This is a genomic window from Nocardia arthritidis, from assembly GCF_011801145.1.
Lineage (GTDB): Bacteria > Actinomycetota > Actinomycetes > Mycobacteriales > Mycobacteriaceae > Nocardia > Nocardia arthritidis_A.
In genome coordinates, this window is record NZ_CP046172.1 from 5,641,119 (window position 1) to 5,661,885 (window position 20,767).

Here is a 20,767-nt window from a genome sequence, read left to right on the forward strand (position 1 = left end):
GCCGCGAAATCCGGTTCAGGACTGGTCGATTCGGGCCGCGAGGCCGCGCTCGAGGTGGTCGAGCAAGGCGCGCGTGCGGCGCGGGACGGCCGGTGCGGCGGCGTAGGTGGCGTAGATATCGGCGCTGGGCGTATCGATCTCGGGCAGCACCCGCACCAGTGCGCCCGCCCGTAGCAGCGGCCCGACATGCCACAGCGAGCGCATGATCAGCCCGCGGCCCTCCAGACACCAGCCGACGATGACGTCCCCGTCGTTGCTCACCAGATTGCCGGTGACCCGGACCGCGCTTTCCTTTCCGTCGGGTTCGACGAAACGCCAAAGGGCATAGTCGCTTTCGTTCTCGCGCAGCACGATGCAGTTGTGCCGGTCCAGCTCCGCCGTCGTCGCGGGGGCGCCGTGCTCGCGTAGGTATTCCGGTGCGGCACAGACGATCCGGCGGTTGCGGCAGAGCCGGGTGGCGGTGAGCCGGGAATCGGGCAGCGCGCCGACATGGATATCGATATCGAATCCGGTGCCCGCGATATTGAGCGGCGCCGACGACAACTCCAGGTCGATCTGCGACTGCGGGTGGGCGCCGACGAATTCGGCCACCAGATCGGCGATATGGGCCCGCCCGAGCCCGATGGTCGACCGCACGTGCAACCGGCCGCGCAGTTCGCCGTGCTGCTCGGCCACCGAATCCTCCAGCTGTTCCAGTTCGGCCGCGATCCGCGCCGCGCCCGCGGCATAACGTTCGCCCTCGGGCGTGAGCGACAGCCTGCGGGTGGTGCGCTGGATCAGCGGGACGCCGAGCCGGGATTCGATCTGCGCGAGCCGCTTGCTCACCGCCGACACCGAGACGCCGAATTCGCGCGCGGCCTCGGTCAGGCTGCGCGAGCGGGCGACGATATCGAAAAACAGTACGTCGTCGCTCAAACCACCACGCACGCGATCCTCCTGTCGATTGTTTCCGCTCGGGAAAGAGTCTCTTGCGCTCTCGGTACTATCGCCCGCCGGCTATCGGAGCCTACCGTTGTGGGCCAGCCGACAACAAAGCACGCGGCTCGTCAGCAAGGAGGTCCGCAACGATGGGGACGATGCATCGAATCGCCGTCATTCCCGGTGACGGTATCGGGAAAGAGGTTGTCCCGGAGGGAATCCGGATATTGCGGGCCGCCGCGGCGGCCTACGATTTCACCGTCGATCTCGAATATTTCGACTATGCCTGCGCCGACTACTACACCGCGCACGGAAAAATGCTGCCGGACGGCTGGTTCGACGAATTGAAGCGGTTCGACGCGATCTTCTTCGGCGCCGTCGGCTGGCCCGAGGTCGTGCCGGACCACATCTCGCTGTGGGGCAGCCTGCTGCAGTTCCGGCGGCATTTCGACCAGTACGCGAACCTGCGCCCGGTGCGGCTGCTGCCCGGCGTCGCAGGCCCGCTGGCCGGGCGCGCGCCCGGCGATATCGATTTCTATGTGGTGCGGGAGAATACGGAGGGCGAATACTCCAGCATCGGCGGGCGCATCTTCGAGGGCACCGAACGCGAAACCGTCCTACAGGAAACGGTGATGACCAGAACCGGGGTCGACCGCATCCTGAAGTATGCCTTCGAATTGGCGGCCCGCCGCCCGCGCAGACATCTCACCTCGGCGACGAAGAGCAATGGGATTTCCATCTCCATGCCCTACTGGGACGAGCGGGTGACCGAAATGTCCGCGGCCTATCCGGATATCACGGTGGACAAATACCACATCGATATCCTGACCGCGAATTTCGTCCTGCACCCGGACTGGTTCGACGTGGTGGTGGCCAGCAACCTCTTCGGCGATATCCTCTCCGATCTCGGGCCCGCGTGCACGGGCACGATCGGTATCGCGCCGAGCGGAAATATCAACCCGGAACGCCGCTTTCCCAGCCTGTTCGAACCGGTGCACGGTTCGGCCCCCGATATCGCGGGCCGCGGCATCGCCAACCCGATCGGCCAGATTTGGAGCGCGTCGATGATGCTCGATCATCTCGGCGAGCACACCGCGGCCGCCGCCGTCCTCGCCGCGATCGAATCCGTGCTCGCCCAGGGCGGTAGCGCGCTCACCCCCGATATGGGCGGCACCGGCACCACCGAATCGCTCGGCAAGGCGATCCGGGCCGCGCTCGAAATCCGGTGAGCCGATATGAGTTCCACGGACGAGACCGAGCGCACCGCCCGGCACTGGATGCTCGACGGCGTTCCGCTGCTCGTGCCCGTCCTGCTCACCGCGCTGGTGCTGTTGGCCGGGCTGCGACATGCGGTGCCGGAGAATATGATCGGCGGGCTCGCGGTGATTGTCGGGCTCGGCGTGCTGCTCGGTCCGCTCGGCAACCGGCTGCCGGGCATCGCCAAAATCGGTGGCGGGGCACTGGTCTGCCTCATGGTGCCGTCGATCCTGGTGTACCTGCGGATATTCGACACCAGTACGGTGCGGGCCGTGACCATGCTGATGAAGCAGGCCAACTTCCTGTACTTCGTGATCGCCACCCTGGTGGTCGGCAGCATCCTCGGCATGAATCGCAGGCTGATGGTCGGCGGGCTCATCCGGATCTTTCCGCCGCTGCTCACCGGAACGGCCGTCGCCGTCGCGGTGGGTGTCGGTGTCGCGATGGCCTTCGGCTACGGATTCCATCGCTCGCTGTTCTATATCGTGGTGCCGATCATCGGCGGCGGCATCGGCGAGGGCGTGATACCGCTCTCCTCGGCGTATGCCTCCGCGCTCGGTGGAGAAGCGGGAAGCTATGTGGCGGAACTGGTTCCGGCCGCGATCATCGGGAATATCGTCGCGATCGTCAGCGCCGGCGTGCTGCGCAGGCTCGGCGACCGGCGGCCGCGGCTCGACGGCGGCGGGCGGCTCGTGCGCGATCCCGCGCGTGAACCACTTGTGCCACAGGTTCATTCGCCATCCGTCGACCGGGAACCGAACTACGCGTTCGGCGTGCTCACCATCACCGCCCTCTTCGTCTGCGCCACGCTGCTGGAGCAGCTGATACATCTGCCCGCGCCAGTGCTGGTGATCATTCTGTCGGTGCTGTGCAAACTGTTCGACATCGTGCCGGCGGCGGTCGAGGCCGACGTGCGGGCCGTATACGCGATCATCGCCCGCCACTTCATCTTTCCGACGATGATCGGGCTCGGCATGGTCTATCTGCCACTGAACAACGTGCTCGGTGTGCTGTCGCCCGGTTACGTGATCGCCTGCGCCGCGGTGGTCGTCGCCATGGCGCTCACCGGATTCCTCGTCGGCCGCGCCATCGCCATGTACCCGGTCGACGCGGCACTGGTCACGGTATGTCACAGCGGTCTGGGCGGAACCGGCGACGTGGCAATCCTTTCCGCGTCGAACCGGATGAATCTCATGCCGTTCGCGCAGATCTCGACCCGGATCGGCGGTGTCGCGACGGTGCTCACCGCCACCTGGCTGATCCGCGTCCTCGACTGAGCTGTGCGGTGCTGTTCGGTGCGGCTTCGCCGCAGGCCGTGGGCAGGAAAGGTGTCCCACCTTCGTGAGAACTGTCCACGGCGACTTCGCAATTCGCCGTGGACACCGCCCAATATTCGTGAGATCAGGAGAGTCGGTCATGCGGGTGCTCGTCGCACCGGACAAGTTCAAGGGCAGCCTGCCCGCCGCGGCCGTCGCGCGGTGCCTGGCGCGCGGGCTCGCCGCGGGCGGGGCGCATCCGGTCGAACTGCCGCTCGCCGACGGCGGCGACGGCAGTGTCGCCGCGGCCGTCGCGGCCGGGTACACCGCGCACCCCGTGACCGTCGCGGGCGCGACCGGCCTGCCGCATCGCGGCCGGATCGCCGTCCGGGGCCGGACCGCGCTGGTGGAGGTCGCCGACACCTGCGGGCTTTCGACACTGCCGGGCGGGCGGCCGCGCCCGCTCGACGCGTCGAGTCTCGGATTCGGGCAGGTGGTCCGGCACAACCCGAATCGGCTCGTGCTCGCCCTCGGCGGCAGCGCGAGCACCGACGGCGGGCTCGGCCTGCTCACCGCGCTCGGCGTGCGCTGCCTCGACGACGCCGGACACCCGGTCTACCCGCGCGGGCGGGCGCTGCACACGGTGGCGCGGATCAATATGGGGTCGGCGGTCACGCTGTCGGGTGTCGACCTGGTGGTGGCCTCCGATGTCACCAACCCGTTGACCGGTCCGAACGGGGCGGCGGCGGTTTTCGGTCCGCAGAAGGGCGCGTCGGCCGCGCAGGTGCACCGGCTGGATCGCGGGCTCACCCACCTCGTCGACGTTCTCACCGACTCCGGCTACCCGCGGGCTCGGGTGCTCGCGGCGGCAGCGGGTGCGGGCAGCGCGGGCGGGATCGGCTTCGCCGCGGCCCTGCTCGGCGCCCGCATAGTCTCCGGCGCCGAATTCTTCTTGGATCTACTGGATTTCGACGCCCACCTGGCCGCAGCCGACCTCGTGATCACCGGCGAGGGCTGCCTCGACGAACAGTCCACCCAGGGCAAACTGCCCACCGCGGTGGCCCGCCGCGCGGCCCCGACCCCGGTGATCGCCGTCGCCGGGCGGCGTACCCTTTCTCGAAGCGACTGGGCTACATCGGGTTTCGCCGACGTCCATACACTTGCCGAGTACACGTCTGCCGATACGAGCCGGGATCCCGCGCTCACCGAGCAGCTGCTCAGCCGCATCGGCGAACGCATCGCCTCGTCCGTCCGCGCCGCCCCGAAACCCGTCGCGCCACAGGGATTTCCGACCGCATGACCGAGCGGCGGTCACAGCTTGCGAGCGATCGCTTTACTCAGCGCGGCAATATTTTTCGGGGTGATGCGGAACCAGAACGCGAGATAGCAACCGTTGGTGCGGAAGTCGGGGTTCTTGGCGATATAAACCCGCGCGGCTGGCTTTTCGAAGAAGGAATCCGGGTACTGGGCCAGCGTTTCCGGCGTCGTGTAGATGTCGACGAAGAACAGTCCCGTCTCGGGCCGGAACTCGTAGTGGTTGCGTTCGGCCCAGGCGAGCACCGCATCGCGGATAGCGCCCGCGTCGCCGGTCGTGCGTGCCGGATCGAACAGTTCGTACTCGGCGATCGCCCCGGTGAGCGAGACGAACCCGAACAGGCTCGCCAGCGAGGCCCGATAGTAGCGGGTGCGCGGATGCCGAATCCGGTGTTGCAGCAGGAAGATCAGCCCCGAGACCAGATGCAGTCCCCGGTTCCGGAACGCCGGATCCATCCGCAGTTTGCCGCCGGTGATGATGCGGCCGCCGGGTCGGGACGCAGGCATTGATCCCCAGAACTGGAAGCCGACGATCTCCCCCGTATCGGCCCGCCGGAAAACATGCACCACCTCGTTCGTCCGCGCATGCACCGCGAAGTGATCGAACTCCTCGGCCGCCAATCGGTTTGCCATCGCATGCAATTCGCGCAGCCGCTGCTCGGTGAACTCGGAACGCCGCACCGACTCCATCCGCACCCGCACCCCACGCCTCGACGCGGCGAGCAGACCGGTGGCGAACAGTTCGGCGGGACGGATGCGTATCGAACTCGGCATACCGACCATGATCGCCCGGCCGTTCGACGGATACGCTCCATTTCGGGGAACAACCTACGCGCACAAGGCCCGTGGGGTCATACCGAATCCGAGGCAGCCGAATCATGCTGTCGCGATACCGATTCCAGTGCCGGATCGGCCGAATCTCCCAGCGCCGCCGAATCTCCCAGCGCCGCCCGCTCGACGGCGCGCCGGGCGTTGGCGATCACGACCCGGCCGAGCGCCCGGTTGCCGACGCCGCCGATGATCGCGCCGAGTCCGGCGGGCAGCACCCGGCCGAAGATCAGCACACCGCGTTTGGCCAGGAACTGCACGAGGTAGCGCTTGGCGAACGAATCGTCCATCCGGCGCAGGCCCGGAATGCGGTCGGCCAGCCAGCCGGACCAGTTGCGCGCCGAACCCGCCGCATTCGTCTCGGCCAGCCTCATGCCGCCTTCGCCGAGCACCACGCCGAGCACCAGCTCGCGCCGATGCCGCTTATCCGGCGCGACGCCGTACGCGGCGGCCGTCGCGATCGTGAACAGCGCCGACACATCGAGGAAGAACGCGGCCTCGATACCCGTCGCCACCAGCCCGGCCAGCGTGCCGACACCGGGCACCGCCGCGATGACGCCGACCGCGACGCCGCTGGCGGTCACGGTCCACAGATAGCGGCGTTCCAGCCGACGCACCAACCGGTCCGCAGTGTCCGCAGGGTACATGCGGCGCAGCCGATCCACATATCGCGCCGCCATCGGCGACTGCCATCGGGCGGCGCGGTCCAGCAGCGCGATCGCCGACTTCTGTCCGACACCTTCGAACATCTGACCGTCCTATCGTCGAAACGAGCAATGATTGCTCCAAGTTTGCACAAATCGCTGCGGCATGACGAGCGCCACGATCAGAACATCGCACCGAATCCCCCGTGAACCGCCGACCGGGCGATACCCGGGCGGCGCGCCGGTAAACCCGCCCGCACCTCGCGGCTCGAGCGATTCCACGAGGTGGGTAGCGCTAGTGAACTGACCCGGCTACCCTTCATCCATGACGGAATGGCAGCCGACGGCCTGCATCCTCTGCGAGTGCAATTGCGGGATCCAGGTCCTGCTCGGCCCCGACGGCAGATCCTTCGAGAAGATCCGCGGCGACAAACTGCATCCGGCCTCGGCCGGCTACACCTGCAACAAGGCACTGCGGCTCGATCACTATCAGAACGGACGCACCGGCAGGATCACCGCACCGCTGCGCCGCCGTGCGGACGGCACATTCGAGGAAATCGACTGGGACACAGCCATTTCCGAGGTGACGGCGCGGTTGCTAGAGATCGGCGAGCGGCACGGCGGCGCATCGGTGTTCTATTACGGCGGCGGCGGGCAGGGCAATCATCTCGGGGGCGCGTACGCCACCGCCACCATGGCCGCCTTCGGGATTCGCTACCGCTCCAGCGCACTGGCCCAGGAGAAGACCGGCGATTTCTGGGTCGGTGCGCGAATGGCCGGGCATCCGGTGCGCGCCGATGTCGAACATGCCGAGGTCGCGCTGTTCGTCGGCAAGAATCCCTATCAGTCGCACGGCTTTCCGCGTGCCCGCACGGTGCTGAAGGAGATCGCCCGCGACCCGGCACGGTCGATGGTGGTGCTGGATCCGGTGCGCACCGAAACCGCCGAACTGGCCGACTATCATCTGCAGCTGCGGCCGGGCACCGATGTGTACCTGCTCACCGCCATGGCGGCAATCCTGGTGCGCGACAACCTGATCGACACGCAATGGCTGGCCGAACACGCCGACGGCGTCGCCGAGGTACTCGCGGTGCTGCGTGCGGTGCCGATCGAAAAGTACTGCGCCATCGCCGATGTCGAGCTGGACCTGGTCACCGCGGCGACGCACCGGATCGGCCGCGCCGCCTCCGTCGCCGCGCTGGAAGATCTCGGCGTGCAGATGAACCGGTACTCGACGGTGGTGAGCTACGTCGAGAAACTGGTGTGGCTGCTCACCGGCAATCTGGCCAAACCCGGCACCCAATACGCGTTCACCGGACTGTCGAATATCGGTTTCGACCGCGGCCATCCGGCGGGCGCCGGCCCGAAGAGCCCGGTGGTGGGCGCGCCGATCGTCAGCGGGCTGGTGCCGTGCAATGTGATCAGCGAGGAGATACTCACCGATCACCCCGACCGGTATCGCGCGATGTTCGTCGAGAGCGCCAATCCCGCGCATTCCCTTGCCGATTCGGCACGGATGCGGGCGGCGCTCGCGGAACTGGAGCTGCTGGTCGTCGTCGACGTGGCCATGACGGAGACCGCGCGGCTGGCCCACTACGTGTTGCCCGCTCCGACGCAGTTCGAGAAGTACGAGGCCACTTTCTTCAATTTCGACTTCCCGCGCAACATCTTCCATCTGCGCCATCCCGTGCTGCCCGCGCCCGAGAGCGTGCTGCCGGAGCCGGAGATCCATGCCCGACTGGTCGAGGCGGCGGGCGCGCTGTCCGAGGACGATTACGCTCCCCTGCGTGCCGCGCTCGAACAGGGACGGGAGGCCTTCGCCATGGCGTTCCTCGGCATCATGGCCGACCGGAACAAGGCGAAATACGCTCCGGTGCTGCTGTATCGGACGCTCGGGCCGACACTGCCAGACGATGCCGCCGCGGCCGCACTGCTGTGGCTCGCCGCGTACAACTGTGTGCGCAAATTCCCGCACAGCGTCGAACGCGCGGGCTACGGCACCGGCCTCACCGCCGGTGAGCGCCTGTTCGAGGCGATACTCACCGGCTCGCACGGCGTGGTGATCACCGAGGACGACTACGACGAGACGTGGAACAGGCTGCGTGACAACAGGGTTCAGCTGAATATTCCGGAGCTGCTCGATGTCGTCGCGAATCTGCCCGAGCCGCTGGGCGATTCCGGCGAATGGCCGTTCGTGCTCGCCGCCGGTGAGCGCCGCGCGTTCACCGCGAACACCATCATCCGGGATCCCGAGTGGCGCAAGCGCGACGACGGCGGCGCGTTGCGCATCAGCGCCGCCGATGCGCAGCGCCTCGGCCTGTCCGCGGGCGACCGGGTGCGGCTGACCACCGGCCGCGGCAGCACGGAGGTCAGCGTCGAGCCCACCGACCGGATGCGCGCCGGACATCTGTCCCTGCCGAACGGCTTGGGGCTCACCGTCGTCGCCGCCGACGGCAGCGCCGTGACCACCGGTGTCGCGCCGAACGAGCTGACCGCGGCGGACTCCCGCGACGAATGGGTCGGCACCCCGTGGCACAAGTACGTGCCCGCCAGGCTGGAGGCCATCGACGCATGAAACGCACGACCTTCGCGAACTGGCCGTGTTCGGTGGCCCGCACCGTCGACCTGCTCGGCGACTGGTGGACGCCACTGATTCTGCGCGAATCATTTTACGGCACAACACGTTTCGATGACTTCGAAAAGGTGCTCGGGCTGAGCAGGAATATACTCACCCAGCGGCTGGCGCGCCTGGTCGACGAGCAGATGCTCGAACGGGTGCCGTATCAGCAGCGTCCGGTGCGCTACGAATACCGGCTCACCGACAAGGGCCGCGACTTCTTCCCCGTCCTCACCGCCATGATGCGGTGGGGCGACCGCTGGCTGGCCCCGGCGGGAGCGCCGATCACCCTGCACCACAACGCCTGTGACCACGACACCCATGCCGAGGTGGTGTGCGCACACTGCCGCGAACCGCTGCGCCACGGCGAGATGTCGGCACGGTTGGGTCCGGGCTTCCCGGACCGCCTCCGCGAAAAGACAACGACTATGGGTCGTTTCGCTGACGGAGATCGGTGATTCACCGCGCCAGAATCTCTTTGGCGACGATGTACCCGGAGCTACCGGATATACCCGCGCCCGGCCAGGTTCCCGCGCCGACGACATGCAGATTCGGTATGAACGTGCGGTGACCGGGCGCGGCCGCCATCGGGCGCAGGAGGAAACTCTGCGCGAGATCCTGTGCGCCGCTGTACGGATCGCCGTGACCGCTGTTGGGGTTGTACGCGGCGAGGGTGGCCGGGGTGACGGTCGCCCTGGCGAGCACCGAGTCGGTCAGCCCGGGCAGGTGCCGTTCGGCGACCCCGAGCACCCGATCGGCGAAATGGTTTGTCACATCGGCATTCCAGGTGCCGTCGGTATCGATCCGGCCCGCGGCGTCACCGCGCGGCCGCGGCGGCACATCGGTGACCTGGAGGCGGACCACGGAGGTGCCGACAGGCGCCCTGGTCGGATCGTGCGCGGTCGGGCAGTCGATGGTCATCGTCGGCGATGCGGGCAGCAGACCCGCCCGCGCCTGCGCGACGTGCAGCGATAATCCGTCGAGCGAATCGGTGAGGAAGGGTTGGCCGATCCGCTCGAACCGCTTGTCCGGCCATGGCAGCGGTCCCGCCACGGCCAGATGCAGCTGAAAGATGCCGCTGCCGTAGCGATATCGCCGTGCCTGCGCCCGGATACGTTCGGGCACCTCGGTTTCCGCGAGCAGCCACTCGTACAACTGGTCCGGATTCACCGAGGCGATCACGCCGAGCCGGGCTCGGTACCCGGTGCCGTCGGACAATTCGGCGCCGACCGCGCGCCCGCCCTCGACCCGGATCCGGGTGACGGTCGCGCCGGTGTGCAAGGTACCGCCCTTGGACGTGACGAGCCCGCCGAGCGCGTCGGCGAGCCTGCCGACGCCGCCCTGCGGAATCGGCATACCCGATACGGCGAATCCGGCGGGGAAGAGCGTGGTCCACAGCGCGCCGCCCGCATCGTCCGGGCCTTTGCTCCCATGCGCCGGCCACGAGCCGAAAAGGCTTCGCATGGCCGGGGATCCGAGTTCGGCGACGGCCGAGCGGGCCGTGTCGAGGGCGAGCGCGGCCAGCTCGGACCAGCCGTCGCCGTCGCGCACCAGCCGCGCGATGGTGGCGCGGGCCTGCGCGGAGGTCAGATCCTGACACATCAACCCGAGCACGTCGCCGGTCGCCGGACCGAGCGCCGACATGATCGCGGCCACGGCCGCCCCGTCGCCCGGATGCAGGCGCTCGGCCTCCTCGGTGAGCACGGCGGAATCCTGCGGGAAGATCGCGGTGGTGCCGTCCTCCAGCGAGATGCCGGTGGGATGTTCGGTGTGCAGGATCACCAGCCCCTGCTTCTCCAACTCGGCGCCGAGGTCCGGCCACACCGGGCCGCCGACGAACAGCGGCACCGCCGAGGCGAACGGGTCGTACACCACCCCGGGCGCGAGCTCCGCGCTGTGCACATATCCGCCGACCCGGTCGTTGCGCTCGACGACCACGACCTCGTACCCGGCTCGACTCAGGTAGGCCGCCGCGACCAGCGCATTGTGTCCACCGCCAACGATGACGTAATCGAATACCCGCATATCGTCCAGTTGACCATGGTCGCGCGCGAGCGTCTATATCCAGTTCGCTCAACAGAATTCGGCCGTGCGATAGTGGCGCTACCGCGCGGGCCCGTCCAGCCAGGCCCGCACATCGGCGGAGTCGGCGCCCAGTAGCGGTGGTCTGCTGCGATAGCGAATCGGATTGCGCGACAACGTGATCGGATCGGCGACCACCGAAACCGCCGGATCGGACTCCACCTTCGCGCGCGGTCCGAGACCGAGGCGGTCGGCGAGTTCGAAGGCGCCCGCCAGATCGTTGACGGGCCCGCACGGCACGCCGAGCGGGGTCAGCAATGCATCCCAGTGCGCGGCGGGCCGGGTGACCAGGATGGCACCGAGCCGGTCGGCGAGTTCGTCGGCGTAGCGCACCCGGGAAGTGTTGTCCGCGAACCGATCATCGGTCGCCAGTTCCGCCACGCCGAGCGCGCGGCACAGGGCGGCGAACTGACCGTCGTTGCCCACGGCGAGCGCGAGCGGCCGGTCGGCGGTATCGAACACCTGATACGGCGCGATCGACGGATGCCGGTTGCCGAGGATGCCGGGCACCACCCCGGCCAGCGCGTATCCGGCGCTCTGATTCACCATGCCGGACAACAGACTCGACAGCAGGTTCACCTCCACCAGCTGACCGGCGCCGGTGCGGTCCCGCTCGCGCAGCGCGGCGAGCACGCCGACGGTCGCGTGCAGCCCGGCGAGCACATCCACAAGCGCCACACCGGTTTTCGTCGGTGCGCCCGGTTCCGGCCCGGTGACGCTCATCAACCCGCCCACCGCCTGCACCAGCAGGTCGTATCCAGGACGGTCCGCGCCCGCGCCCGGACCGAACGCCGAGACCGAGCAATAGACCAGGCGCGGGTTCAGCTCCCTGGCCCGCGGATAGTCCAGCCCGTACTTCGCCATCGTGCCGGGCCGGAAGTTCTCGAACAGCACATCGGCGCGCCGCACCAACTCCCGCGCGTAACGCAGATCGGCCGGGTCGCGCAGATCCAGGGTGACCGATTTCTTGTTCCGGTTCACCGAGAGGTAATAGGTGGCCGCGCCGTCGGCGAACGGCGGACCCCACGCGCGGGTGTCGTCCCCGGTTCCCGGTCGCTCGACCTTGATCACCTCCGCGCCGAGATCGGCCAGCAGCATGGTCGCGTAGGGCGCCGCGAGCACCCGGCCGAAATCGGCGACGACGATGCCGGACAGCGCGCCGGAACTGTGTTCATCTGCCATGTCGTTCACCTTTCCCGAACCAGGGCGAACCGGCCGCTCCGGGGTCGGTTCGCCCTGCCCCCACTTACCGCGTATACACGCGCTGTTCATACCGTATTTACGATGTACCGATGCTTGTGGACGGGATGCCGGGGAGATCGACTTCAGCGGCCGATGATGCGGATGTCGACGGTTCGCGAAGTGATCGGTTCCGGCCGATCGCCGTCTGGGGTGGGCTGGCCGCCGCGCTGATCGCGCTGGTCGGCGGCGAGCTCATGGCCGCGCACATCCAAGCGCTCGGCCCGCTGACCAGCCTTTTGCGCGATTACGCCGGGGTGCCCAAATCGGCGACGACACCGTGGGCCGGATTCCTGCTCGCGCTGGTCGGGGTCACCGCAAGGGCCCGGATCGGCGCACTCGCCGCCGCGGTGGCCATCGATCTGATCTTCGTGCTCATCCGGACGTTCGAGGGCAGGCCGTTCACCGTCGGCAACGGCCCGACCATCGCGCTCACCGCGCTCGTGCTGATCGCCGTATTCCGGTGGGATGGGGTGCGGCGGCGAACCGCGCTGCGCACCATCGCCTTCGGCGCGCTGCTGATCTTCGCGACGAAGGTGAGCGAGATCTGGCTCGATATCACGGCGTGGGCCTGCCCACAGGTGCTCGACCCCTATGTGCAACTCACCGACCGCGCGCTCGGCAACCCGTCGTGGTTGGTCGGACAGGCGCTGGACGCGGCGGGACCGGTGGCGACGGGGGTGGTGCGCTGGGTCTATTTCGAGCTGCCGATGGCGGCGATCGTCGTCGCGGCCTGGCAGCTGCGCAATGTCACCAAGGCGCGCTGGCCGCGGCACTACCTGGTGCGCACCTTCCTCACCCTGGGCCTGATCGGGCCGATCTTCTACGTCGTCTTCCCGGTGGTGGGGCCGATTCTCGCGTACGGGACGCTCGGCAACGGTTTCGAGATCGCCGACGCCTGGCCGGATGTGGTTCCGGCGCAGCCGGATTCGCTCGGCCCGCTGCTGTTCGACGCGATAACGCCGCGCAACTGCATGCCGTCACTGCATACGGCATGGGCGCTTTCGCTGTTCATCCATTCCCGGCGCGGTCCGCTGTGGTTGCGCTGGGGCGGCGCGTTCTGGCTGGTGTGCACGCTGATCGCGACGCTAGGGCTCGGCGCGCACTACGGCATCGACCTCGTCGTCGGCGCGACGCTGTGCCTGACCGTCGAATCCGCGCTGCGCGATCCGGATCGCGGCTGGGACCGGGCGCGGATGCGGATCGTCGCGGCGGGCGCCGCGGTGTTCGGCTGCCTGCTGCTGTGCATCCGCTTCCTCGCCGAAACGCTTGCGGCACATCCGGTTCCGTCCGGTGCGGCGATCCTCGGCGCGCTGGCCGCGCTGGTGGCGCTGTTCTACCGCACCTGGTTCGCGAATGCGCCCGAGCGCGAAACGGCGGCCGCCGCAACGCGATAGAAACCGCCGTACCACGAATGGCCGAGCGCGACCGCCTGATATCTATCCCACGGTTGCGGCGGTAATGGTGACCGGCTCGGCGGGCAGCCCGTCGCGCGGACCGCGTTCGGTCGGGACGATGCCTGCCGCCACCATGCGGTCCAAGACGTCCATCCCGCTGACGACCGTGCCGAGTACCGAATAGTTCGCCGGGATATGCGCGAACGAGTGCACGATGAAGAATTCGCTGCCGTTGGTGCCCGGCCCCTGATTGCCCATCGCGACGGTGCCGCGCTCATAGGTTTCGGTGCCGTCCACCTCGTCCGGGAATTTGTAGCCGGGCCCGCCCTTCTCCACCTCGTGGATATCGCCGCACTGCAGTACGCCGAGCCGGGCGCTGTCGGTCAGCCGCCAGCACCGGCTCTGATCGTAGAAGTGTTGCAGCACAAGGCTGGTCATATTCTGCACGGCGCAGGGCGCGGCGCCGGCGCGGTTCAGTCGCACCGTGACGGGTCCGCCGTCGAATCGGAAGGTGATGTCGATGGCGCCGATGGTCGGCGCGACCGGCGGCGGCGCGAGCACCGGGCGCGCCGCCGGATTGTCCGGGGTGGGCGCGAAATCGCACCACACGACGGGTGCGGAGGGCGTCGCCGACGCGGAACCCGCGCCCGCGACGAGACCGGATAGGAGGGCAACGGCGGCGCCGATCGCGGCGCCCGAGCGCGACTTCATGGTCTGCAAATTAGCCGACGCCGTCGGAACTTGTTCAGCGAATCACTCGTCGAGCAGAAAATCCTTGGCGGCGGCCAGGATTCGCTCGGAGACCGGATCACCGGCGCTGGCCCGCGCCAGCATCAGCGCACCGGCCAGCACCGAAACCTCCACCAGCACCTCGTGTTCGAGTTCGGCGCCGTCGGCGGGGCGATCGCCGAATTCGCCGAGTTTGCCGATCATGTTCCGGATGCCGTCGCGGTAGGCCCGGCGCAGCGCGCTGTCGGATTCGGCGCGCGCCACATCCCCGGCGAGCGCGGCGATTCCGCAGCCGCGGGACGCGGTGTCGCGGTGTTCGACGGACAAATATCGTTCGATGAAGGTCCGGCGCGCCGCCGCCGCGTCGGGGGCGGCCGCGATGATTCGCTCCATCTCCCCGATCTTCTCGACGTACGCGGCGGTGCACGCCTGCGCGATCAGGTCGTCCTTGGAGCGGAAGTGCCGGTAGAAACCGCCGTGTGTGAGTCCGGCGGCGGCCATCACCTCCGGCACCGTCACCCCGTTCGCACCGCGGGCCCGCACCTGCGCCGCGGCCGCGTCGACGACCTCCCTGCGATGCGATTGCGCCTCGGCCTTCGAAGCTCGCGCCATGTGGACTCCTTCCGTCGGATCGCGCGCCGGGGTGCGGGCGATCGGGTCCAGTCTTGCGCAATTCTTTAGATGATGAGCATAATCTAAAAGTCCCCGGGGCGGCAGCCCCACCCCTACATCCCGGGGCGGCAGCCCCCACCCCTACATCCCAGGGCGGCAGCCCCCACCCCTACGAATGATTGGGCAGTCATGACCACCATCGATGGCACGATCGCGCTGGTGACCGGCGGGCAGCGCGGTCTCGGACGGGCATTCGTCGCGGAACTGCTGCGCCGCGGCGCGACCAAGGTCTATGCCACCGCGCGCGCACCGGAACCGAGTGACGACCCGCGCGTCGTACCGCTGGCGCTCGAGGTCACCGACCCGGATTCCGTCGCGGCCGTCGCGGCACAGGCCGCAGACGTCGCCGTCATCGTCAACAATGCGGGCGTGCTGCGCCCGGCACCGTTGCTGGAGGCCGAAATGGCCGATGTGGTGGCCACTTTCGAGACGAATGTCTTCGGCCCGCTGCGCATCGCCCAGGCCTTCGCGCCGATATTGGCGGCCAATGGCGGTGGCGCGCTGGTGGATATCCATTCGGTGCTGTCGTGGAGTGCGGGCGCGGCGGCATACGGCGCCTCGAAGGCGGCGTTCTGGTCGCTCACCAATTCACTGCGTATCGAATTGGCGGAGCAGCGAACCCAGGTGGTCGGGGTGCACCTCGGCTTCGCCGACACCGACATGGTCAAGGCGCTCGCGGTGGCGAAGATCGATCCTGCGCAGGTCGCCGCCACGGTATTCGACGGCGTCGAGGCGGGCGCGCAGGAGGTGCTCGTCGACGAGCTCACCCGGCGGGTCAAGGCGGCGCTGTCCGGCCCGGTCGCCGATCTGGCGCTGCCCGTCCGGCGCTGAGCCACCGCACTTTTCACTCCCGGCAGTCCCTGACAAGAGAGAAGGCGAACCGATGCCACTATGGCATATCTACCACCCCGCGAATGTCTACTCCGACAGCGACAAACAAGCTTTCGCGCGCGACATCACGGATCTGTACACGAGTTTCGGCCTGCCGGCGTTCTACGTCGTCGTGCTGTTCCAGGAGATCCCGGAATCCGGCTTCTTCGTCGGCGGTGAGCGGTCGGGCGACACCGTGCGCGTCGTCGTCGAGCACCTGGCCCGCCATCTGGACGACCCGGACATGCGCAGGCGTTCCACCGACCGACTCGATTCGATCATGGTGCCCTACACCCGGGATCGCGGACTGCACTGGGAATTCCACACCTACGAGTCGCCGAGGGACCTGTGGAAGATCGCCGGGCTGTGGCCGCCCGGCGCGGGCACCGAGGCCGAGCGGGCCTGGGCCGAGGCGAACAAACCGATCCCGTACTGATCGCGATGCCCCTGGCCGCCGCCAGGGGCATCCGTCCGGGTTTCAGAACCGGCGCACACCCGCGATCGGCATCGAGAACAGCGGTGACTCGATCACGCCGACACCCTCGGTCGAGGCATGGATCACCCGCCCGTTACCGGCGTAGATCGCCGAATGACTGCCGCCGTAGTAGGACACCATGTCGCCCGGCAATATCTCGTCGACCGGCACGCCGTCGCCCGCGTAGCGCTGTTCGTAGCTGGTGCGCGGAATATCGACTCCCGCTTGCCGATACGCCCACTGCACCAGGCCCGAGCAATCGAAGGCGTCGGGACCCGTCGCGCCGTAGACGTAATCCGAACCGATCTTCTGGTGCGCGACCTCGTAGGCGATCTCCCGAGCGGATTTGACCACCGGGGCCGGTGGCGGACCCGGCGGCAGCAGTTCCGGCGGCGGGACCGGCAACCCGATGGGCGGCCCGGGCGGCAATCCGGGCGGCAATCCGGGTGGCGGCCCGGGCGGCAGCGCCGGAAAACCCGGTGGCGGCCCCGGCGGCGGCAACGGCATCGCCGCGGGCGGTGGAAAGTCGAAGTGCGGCAACTCGATTCCGAATGGCAGCTGCAGCCACGGCGGCAGCTGTGGCGGCCCGCCCGGTGGCGGAGCGGATATATCCGGCTCCGCGGGTGCACCGCCCGCCGAAATCGAGGTCCCCGCGACCGGGATGTCGTCGGCGTGCCGAGGTGACGCGAATTCGGCCCCGATGACCAGTGCGCCGACGGCGATCGCCAGCGGGACCGCCCGGCGCATATATCGGCGCCGACGCCCCGGACGCACACCGGTGAAGAATTCCATGATGCCGTCCTCCGATATCCATATCGGCGACCGCGGTGCGTCGAACGGGTATCGCACCTCGGCCACCAGTTGATTCGAGAACAATCACGGTCTGCCCAGCGGATCCGGGCGTCCATATTTCACCACCGGAACCCGAATGCGAAGCGCAACACGCATCGAACAGGTAACGAACTGGCAAATGCCGATATCAATGCCCGAGGTGATAAACGATTACGGTCTCTCCGCAGCGCTCGCCTTCTCTTATCGGATATACCGTGCGGCGCGCTCGCCGCCCGGAGAATACTGATTCGATTGTGCGCAAATCTGTGGCATCCAGATAATCCACATGAAAGGCGGCACCGAAATCGGGTCCGTTGTCGGTGAACCAGGACGGGCGCATGCCGTAATTGGCGATCGCGTCGATCGCCGCGGTCAACAGCCGGTACAGCCGCCGCGGGCGGCGCGGATCATCCCGGTCGGCGAAATCCCCCTGCTCGACCAGCACGAAATGCCCACCGTCGGCCAGGCCGGACAGGCATGCGGTGAGCGGCGCCCAGCGCTGGGCGGGTTCGACGTGATGCAACACCCAGCGCGCCGTCACCAGGTCCAGGTCGTCGGAGAGTCGATTCAGCTGGGCCGCATCGAGATCGATGATGTCCGCGCGCGGCGGCGCATACCGATCGAAGCGGTGGATCCGGTGGCCGGACGCACCGTGCACGCGGGCGATATCGTATTCGAATTCGCTGGAGTCAGCGCCATAACCCAAGATGCGCAACGGTTCTCGGGACGGCGCGCAGCCGGACAACGCGGCGTCGACGGTCGCGGTCACCGCGCGAGCGCCCGGCTGGAGTTCGGCGCGGCAGCGCACCGGATCGAGCGCACCCGCGTATTCCGGCAGGCATCCGATGAACATGCGGACGATATCGGCGAAGCGAACGTCACCGGCCAGATAGCCCGTCACGGCCGCACGCCGGTCCGTCGCGAATCCGGAGACGGTGCGGCAGAACGCATCCCGCAACCGACCGTCCGGCGCCGCCCAGACGGTGCGCGCCCAGTACCGGCCCAACCGGCCGATATCGGTCAGCTCGGCCGCCGACCCGCCGCCGAGACCCGCCGCGCCCAATGCCGTTGCCGCATAGTCGAGTTCCATCGTCCTCCCGAAGTCCCTTCGATCCTCCCCCAGGGCGGGACGACGCGGCCACCCCGGGCGAGTGATCCGGCGTTACCGGACGGCGGTGCCGACGGGCGGACGCAATCCCCGCTGCCGCACCGACGCCCGCCCGGGGTGCCCCCGGCCCAGCCTGATGATGGGAACCACTGCGCGAGAAGCCTTTTCGTCCGGCGAACGCAGTGTCGGATCGTGCCGCAGGATGCGCAACTCCAGTTCGCCGGTCTCCGGCGCCGGCTCCACCCCGAACTGTTCGGTGAGCCCGCGCCGCAGCGCACGCAACCGGTCGAGCGCGTCGAGCTGGCTGCCCGCCCGGTAGAGCGCCGCGGCATGCAACCGGGCCAGCGGCTCGTGCAATGGATGCTCACCGGCCAAAATCCCGAACTCCCTGAGCAATTCGGATCCGGACCCGAGGCACAGCGCGGCCTCCAGCCCGGCGACCGCCAACTCCAACCGCCACTGCGCCAACCGATCTGCCTCCGCCGCCGCGAACGGCGCCCACAGCAGATCGGCCAGCGCGGGCCCGCGCCAGAGCCGCAGCGCCGCATCGGCTGCGGCACGGACCACCGCGGGCTGTCCGGCTCGCCGCGCCGCGTACATCCGCTCGGCCGCCGTCTCCGCAGCACGCAGATCGCCCACCGGAAGCGTGGTGCGGTACCCGGCCTGCGTCCGCTGCACCGCACCCCGATGCGGGCCGAGCGCGGATCGCAACCGGGACACCAGCACACGCAGACGCTCGATGGGGCGGTTGAGTTCACCATCGCCCCACAGGTCGGCGGCCAGCCGCCGGTCCGGTACCGGCGCACCGCCCGCCAGCGTCAGCCGCACCAGCACCGCGCGCTCCAACGGCCGGTCGACGGCGCTGCCGGCCCCGATGATCAGCACCGGCCCGAGGATATTCACTTGTGGAACCGAAATTGCCTGTGGCACAGACATATTCACCCCTCAGATCGATCCGCATCGAGCACCGTCACACCGTATCGCGCGAATTCGGCCGCCACCTCGGCCGCGGCGGGCGCGGCCAGCCACGCCGGCGGCAGCGCCCGGTCGGTCGCCGCCGTCCCGAACGCCCGCAGCGCCTTCTCCACACCCGCCGGGGTGTACAACCGCAGCATCCGCACCGTCGCGCCGCGCACCGCGAACCCGTGCGGAATCCCGCGTGGCAACCACACCGACGTGCCCGGCCCGGCGTCGAACCAGGCCGGGCCGCGGCGAACGGTCACCGCGCCGTCCAGGATGTAGCACATTTCGTCCTCCCTCGAATGCACATGTACCGGCGGCTCACCGCCTTTCGGCATCAGCACCTCCGCCGCGGCCAGCATCCCGCCCGTGGTCTCGGCGAGCTGATGCCAGACCATCAGGCAGCCGAACGCCCACTCCGCGATCGGCGGATACTGCCCCAACTCGCTGCGGCGTTCTCGGTGCACCGTATGGCCTCCACTATCCGAACCAGCGGATACGGTCCGCCTCGCACCGATGCCGCCGCCGCACTGTTCACCCCCCACACCGACGTGCTCGCGAGGCTGTTCCCGCGATCCGAAACCCGCCGGCATCCATGGTCTGCGCAGTGTGAACAGAACGGAAACACCGATCCGCTGTCGGATCTACAATCCGCAGTTGTGGACGTGGAACTGCGGCATCTGCGTGCCTTCCATGTGCTGGCGACCGAGCTGAATTTCACCAGGGCCGCCGCGCGACTGCACCTGAGCCAGCAGGCGCTGAGCAATCAGATCAAACAGCTCGAAACCCGAATCGGCGCAACGCTTTTCCTGCGCAACACCCGGCAGGTGACGCTCACCGAGGCCGGGCGGACGCTGCTGAACCGGGTGCCCGCGATCCTCGAAACGGTCGGCGCGGCGATCTCCGACACCAGGGAGACCGAATCCGGTCAGCGCGTCGAATTCGTCATCGGCGTACGCGGTATCACCGGATTGGATATCACCCCGCGTGTGCTTCGCGCGTTCTCCGCCGAGCATCCGCACGTCGCGGTCACCGTCGGCCGCGTCGAATTCGACGACTGGAGCGCGGGCCTGATCTCCGGCGCGGCCGATGCCGGATTGCTGTGGCTGCCCGCACCCGACGGCGTCGAGGTGACGCCGCTGCTCACCGAGGAGCGCATCGCGCTGCTGCCCGCCGATCATCCCTTGGCGGCGCTGCCCGCCGTCCCGCCCGCGGAATTGGCCAAGGAGCCGTTCGCCTGGTGGGTGGGCAACCGGGACCAGGCCACCCGTGACTACAGCACCCTCGCCGAATATCGCGACGGCCCACCGACGATCGGCGCACAGGTCGCAACGGCCGAGGATCTGCTGGCCGCGGTGGGCAACGGCAATGCCGTCGCGGTCTCGGTCGCCTCGATTTCCCGCTTCTTCCCCTGGGCGGGCGTCGTTACCCGTCCGCTGCTCGATGTCGCACCCTCGGTGCTCGCGGTGGCCTGCCGCACCGGAGATACCCGTCCGCTGGTGGCCGCGTTCATCCGGACCGCGGTCGAGGTCGCCGCCGAGCTGATCGCCGAACTCGCGGAATGAAATCG

General features: G+C 68.5%; 20 protein-coding genes. 9 read left to right on the forward strand and 11 right to left on the reverse strand.

Annotated elements, in window-relative coordinates:
- Positions 1-15 precede the first annotated feature (15 nt).
- Positions 16-927: a LysR family transcriptional regulator gene (locus tag F5544_RS25370; RefSeq protein WP_167475506.1), complete on the reverse strand. Its 912-nt coding sequence runs from the start codon at positions 925-927 to the stop codon at positions 16-18.
- Positions 928-1,067: 140 nt separating this feature from the next.
- Between F5544_RS25370 and F5544_RS25375 the strand changes: the two genes are divergently transcribed.
- From F5544_RS25375 to F5544_RS25385, 3 genes are all read left to right on the forward strand, one after another.
- Positions 1,068-2,147 carry a tartrate dehydrogenase gene (locus F5544_RS25375; RefSeq protein WP_167475507.1) on the forward strand — a complete coding sequence of 360 codons (1,080 nt, stop codon included), beginning with the start codon at positions 1,068-1,070 and terminating at the stop codon, positions 2,145-2,147.
- Between the two features lie 6 nt (positions 2,148-2,153).
- A complete protein-coding gene (locus F5544_RS25380; protein ID WP_167475508.1) occupies positions 2,154-3,452 on the forward strand; it encodes a 2-hydroxycarboxylate transporter family protein in 1,299 nt (432 codons plus the stop codon).
- 139 nt (positions 3,453-3,591) lie between these two features.
- Positions 3,592-4,731, forward strand: a complete 1,140-nt coding sequence (locus tag F5544_RS25385) for a glycerate kinase (protein ID WP_167475509.1) — start codon at positions 3,592-3,594, stop codon at positions 4,729-4,731.
- 11 nt (positions 4,732-4,742) lie between these two features.
- Here the strand turns inward: F5544_RS25385 and F5544_RS25390 are convergent, their stop codons facing one another.
- Together F5544_RS25390 and F5544_RS25395 are read right to left on the reverse strand one after the other, a co-directional pair.
- A complete protein-coding gene (locus tag F5544_RS25390) occupies positions 4,743-5,519 on the reverse strand; it encodes a hypothetical protein (RefSeq protein WP_203217347.1) in 777 nt (258 codons plus the stop codon).
- Between the two features lie 77 nt (positions 5,520-5,596).
- Positions 5,597-6,322 (reverse strand): hypothetical protein, encoded by a 726-nt coding sequence (locus F5544_RS25395; RefSeq protein WP_174867403.1) that lies wholly within the window; start codon positions 6,320-6,322, stop codon positions 5,597-5,599.
- 220 nt (positions 6,323-6,542) lie between these two features.
- On the opposite strand from F5544_RS25395, the gene F5544_RS25400 reads away from it, so the two are divergent.
- Together F5544_RS25400 and F5544_RS25405 are read left to right on the forward strand one after the other, a co-directional pair.
- Positions 6,543-8,792, forward strand: a complete 2,250-nt coding sequence (locus F5544_RS25400) for a molybdopterin-dependent oxidoreductase (protein ID WP_167475510.1) — start codon at positions 6,543-6,545, stop codon at positions 8,790-8,792.
- Positions 8,789-9,292 carry a winged helix-turn-helix transcriptional regulator gene (locus tag F5544_RS25405; RefSeq protein ID WP_167475511.1) on the forward strand — a complete coding sequence of 168 codons (504 nt, stop codon included), beginning with the start codon at positions 8,789-8,791 and terminating at the stop codon, positions 9,290-9,292. The genes F5544_RS25400 and F5544_RS25405 overlap by 4 nt, the downstream gene beginning before the upstream one ends.
- Before the next feature lies 1 nt (position 9,293).
- Here F5544_RS25405 and F5544_RS25410 read toward each other — a convergent pair whose 3' ends face one another.
- Both F5544_RS25410 and F5544_RS25415 read right to left on the reverse strand, forming a co-directional pair.
- The gene (locus F5544_RS25410) at positions 9,294-10,859 is read right to left on the reverse strand and encodes a phytoene desaturase family protein (RefSeq protein ID WP_167475512.1); all 1,566 of its coding nucleotides are present in this window, start codon (positions 10,857-10,859) and stop codon (positions 9,294-9,296) included.
- Positions 10,860-10,937: 78 nt separating this feature from the next.
- Positions 10,938-12,098: a CaiB/BaiF CoA transferase family protein gene (locus F5544_RS25415; RefSeq protein ID WP_167475513.1), complete on the reverse strand. Its 1,161-nt coding sequence runs from the start codon at positions 12,096-12,098 to the stop codon at positions 10,938-10,940.
- A gap of 110 nt (positions 12,099-12,208) precedes the next feature.
- Here F5544_RS25415 and F5544_RS25420 point away from each other — a divergent pair, with 110 nt between their 5' ends.
- Positions 12,209-13,552, forward strand: a complete 1,344-nt coding sequence (locus F5544_RS25420; RefSeq protein ID WP_167475514.1) for a phosphatase PAP2 family protein — start codon at positions 12,209-12,211, stop codon at positions 13,550-13,552.
- Between the two features lie 42 nt (positions 13,553-13,594).
- Here F5544_RS25420 and F5544_RS25425 read toward each other — a convergent pair whose 3' ends face one another.
- Entirely contained in the window at positions 13,595-14,263 is a 669-nt protein-coding gene (locus F5544_RS25425; RefSeq protein WP_167475515.1) for a peptidylprolyl isomerase, read from the reverse strand.
- A gap of 42 nt (positions 14,264-14,305) precedes the next feature.
- A complete protein-coding gene (locus F5544_RS25430) occupies positions 14,306-14,893 on the reverse strand; it encodes a TetR/AcrR family transcriptional regulator (protein ID WP_167475516.1) in 588 nt (195 codons plus the stop codon).
- A 189-nt stretch (positions 14,894-15,082) separates the two neighbouring features.
- Between F5544_RS25430 and F5544_RS25435 the strand changes: the two genes are divergently transcribed.
- Entirely contained in the window at positions 15,083-15,784 is a 702-nt protein-coding gene (locus tag F5544_RS25435) for an SDR family oxidoreductase (RefSeq protein ID WP_167475517.1), read from the forward strand.
- A gap of 52 nt (positions 15,785-15,836) precedes the next feature.
- Positions 15,837-16,259 carry a tautomerase family protein gene (locus F5544_RS25440; RefSeq protein WP_167475518.1) on the forward strand — a complete coding sequence of 141 codons (423 nt, stop codon included), beginning with the start codon at positions 15,837-15,839 and terminating at the stop codon, positions 16,257-16,259.
- Positions 16,260-16,301: 42 nt separating this feature from the next.
- Here F5544_RS25440 and F5544_RS46535 read toward each other — a convergent pair whose 3' ends face one another.
- From F5544_RS46535 to F5544_RS25460, 4 genes are all read right to left on the reverse strand, one after another.
- Entirely contained in the window at positions 16,302-17,156 is an 855-nt protein-coding gene (locus F5544_RS46535) for a C40 family peptidase (RefSeq protein WP_238846653.1), read from the reverse strand.
- Positions 17,157-17,277: 121 nt separating this feature from the next.
- Positions 17,278-18,219: a class I SAM-dependent methyltransferase gene (locus F5544_RS25450; RefSeq protein WP_167475519.1), complete on the reverse strand. Its 942-nt coding sequence runs from the start codon at positions 18,217-18,219 to the stop codon at positions 17,278-17,280.
- A gap of 72 nt (positions 18,220-18,291) precedes the next feature.
- Entirely contained in the window at positions 18,292-19,122 is an 831-nt protein-coding gene (locus tag F5544_RS25455) for an AfsR/SARP family transcriptional regulator (protein WP_167475520.1), read from the reverse strand.
- 53 nt (positions 19,123-19,175) lie between these two features.
- Positions 19,176-19,664 carry a cupin domain-containing protein gene (locus F5544_RS25460; RefSeq protein ID WP_167475521.1) on the reverse strand — a complete coding sequence of 163 codons (489 nt, stop codon included), beginning with the start codon at positions 19,662-19,664 and terminating at the stop codon, positions 19,176-19,178.
- A gap of 192 nt (positions 19,665-19,856) precedes the next feature.
- On the opposite strand from F5544_RS25460, the gene F5544_RS25465 reads away from it, so the two are divergent.
- A complete protein-coding gene (locus F5544_RS25465) occupies positions 19,857-20,762 on the forward strand; it encodes a LysR family transcriptional regulator (protein WP_167475522.1) in 906 nt (301 codons plus the stop codon).
- The last annotated feature ends 5 nt before the right edge of the window (positions 20,763-20,767 follow it).

Bases quoted from the DNA above. Each gene is read 5' to 3' on its own strand.
- F5544_RS25375 (WP_167475507.1), top strand. From the start codon at position 1,068: ATGGGGACGATGCATCGAATCGCCGTCATTCCCGGTGACGGTATCGGG.
- F5544_RS25380 (WP_167475508.1), top strand. From the start codon at position 2,154: ATGAGTTCCACGGACGAGACCGAGCGCACCGCCCGGCACTGGATGCTC.
- F5544_RS25385 (WP_167475509.1), top strand. From the start codon at position 3,592: ATGCGGGTGCTCGTCGCACCGGACAAGTTCAAGGGCAGCCTGCCCGCC.
- F5544_RS25390 (WP_203217347.1), bottom strand. From the start codon at position 5,519: ATGCCGAGTTCGATACGCATCCGTCCCGCCGAACTGTTCGCCACCGGT.
- F5544_RS25395 (WP_174867403.1), bottom strand. From the start codon at position 6,322: ATGTTCGAAGGTGTCGGACAGAAGTCGGCGATCGCGCTGCTGGACCGC.
- F5544_RS25400 (WP_167475510.1), top strand. From the start codon at position 6,543: ATGACGGAATGGCAGCCGACGGCCTGCATCCTCTGCGAGTGCAATTGC.
- F5544_RS25405 (WP_167475511.1), top strand. From the start codon at position 8,789: ATGAAACGCACGACCTTCGCGAACTGGCCGTGTTCGGTGGCCCGCACC.
- F5544_RS25410 (WP_167475512.1), bottom strand. From the start codon at position 10,859: ATGCGGGTATTCGATTACGTCATCGTTGGCGGTGGACACAATGCGCTG.
- F5544_RS25415 (WP_167475513.1), bottom strand. From the start codon at position 12,098: ATGGCAGATGAACACAGTTCCGGCGCGCTGTCCGGCATCGTCGTCGCC.
- F5544_RS25420 (WP_167475514.1), top strand. From the start codon at position 12,209: ATGCTTGTGGACGGGATGCCGGGGAGATCGACTTCAGCGGCCGATGAT.
- F5544_RS25425 (WP_167475515.1), bottom strand. From the start codon at position 14,263: ATGAAGTCGCGCTCGGGCGCCGCGATCGGCGCCGCCGTTGCCCTCCTA.
- F5544_RS25430 (WP_167475516.1), bottom strand. From the start codon at position 14,893: ATGGCGCGAGCTTCGAAGGCCGAGGCGCAATCGCATCGCAGGGAGGTC.
- F5544_RS25435 (WP_167475517.1), top strand. From the start codon at position 15,083: ATGACCACCATCGATGGCACGATCGCGCTGGTGACCGGCGGGCAGCGC.
- F5544_RS25440 (WP_167475518.1), top strand. From the start codon at position 15,837: ATGCCACTATGGCATATCTACCACCCCGCGAATGTCTACTCCGACAGC.
- F5544_RS25450 (WP_167475519.1), bottom strand. From the start codon at position 18,219: ATGGAACTCGACTATGCGGCAACGGCATTGGGCGCGGCGGGTCTCGGC.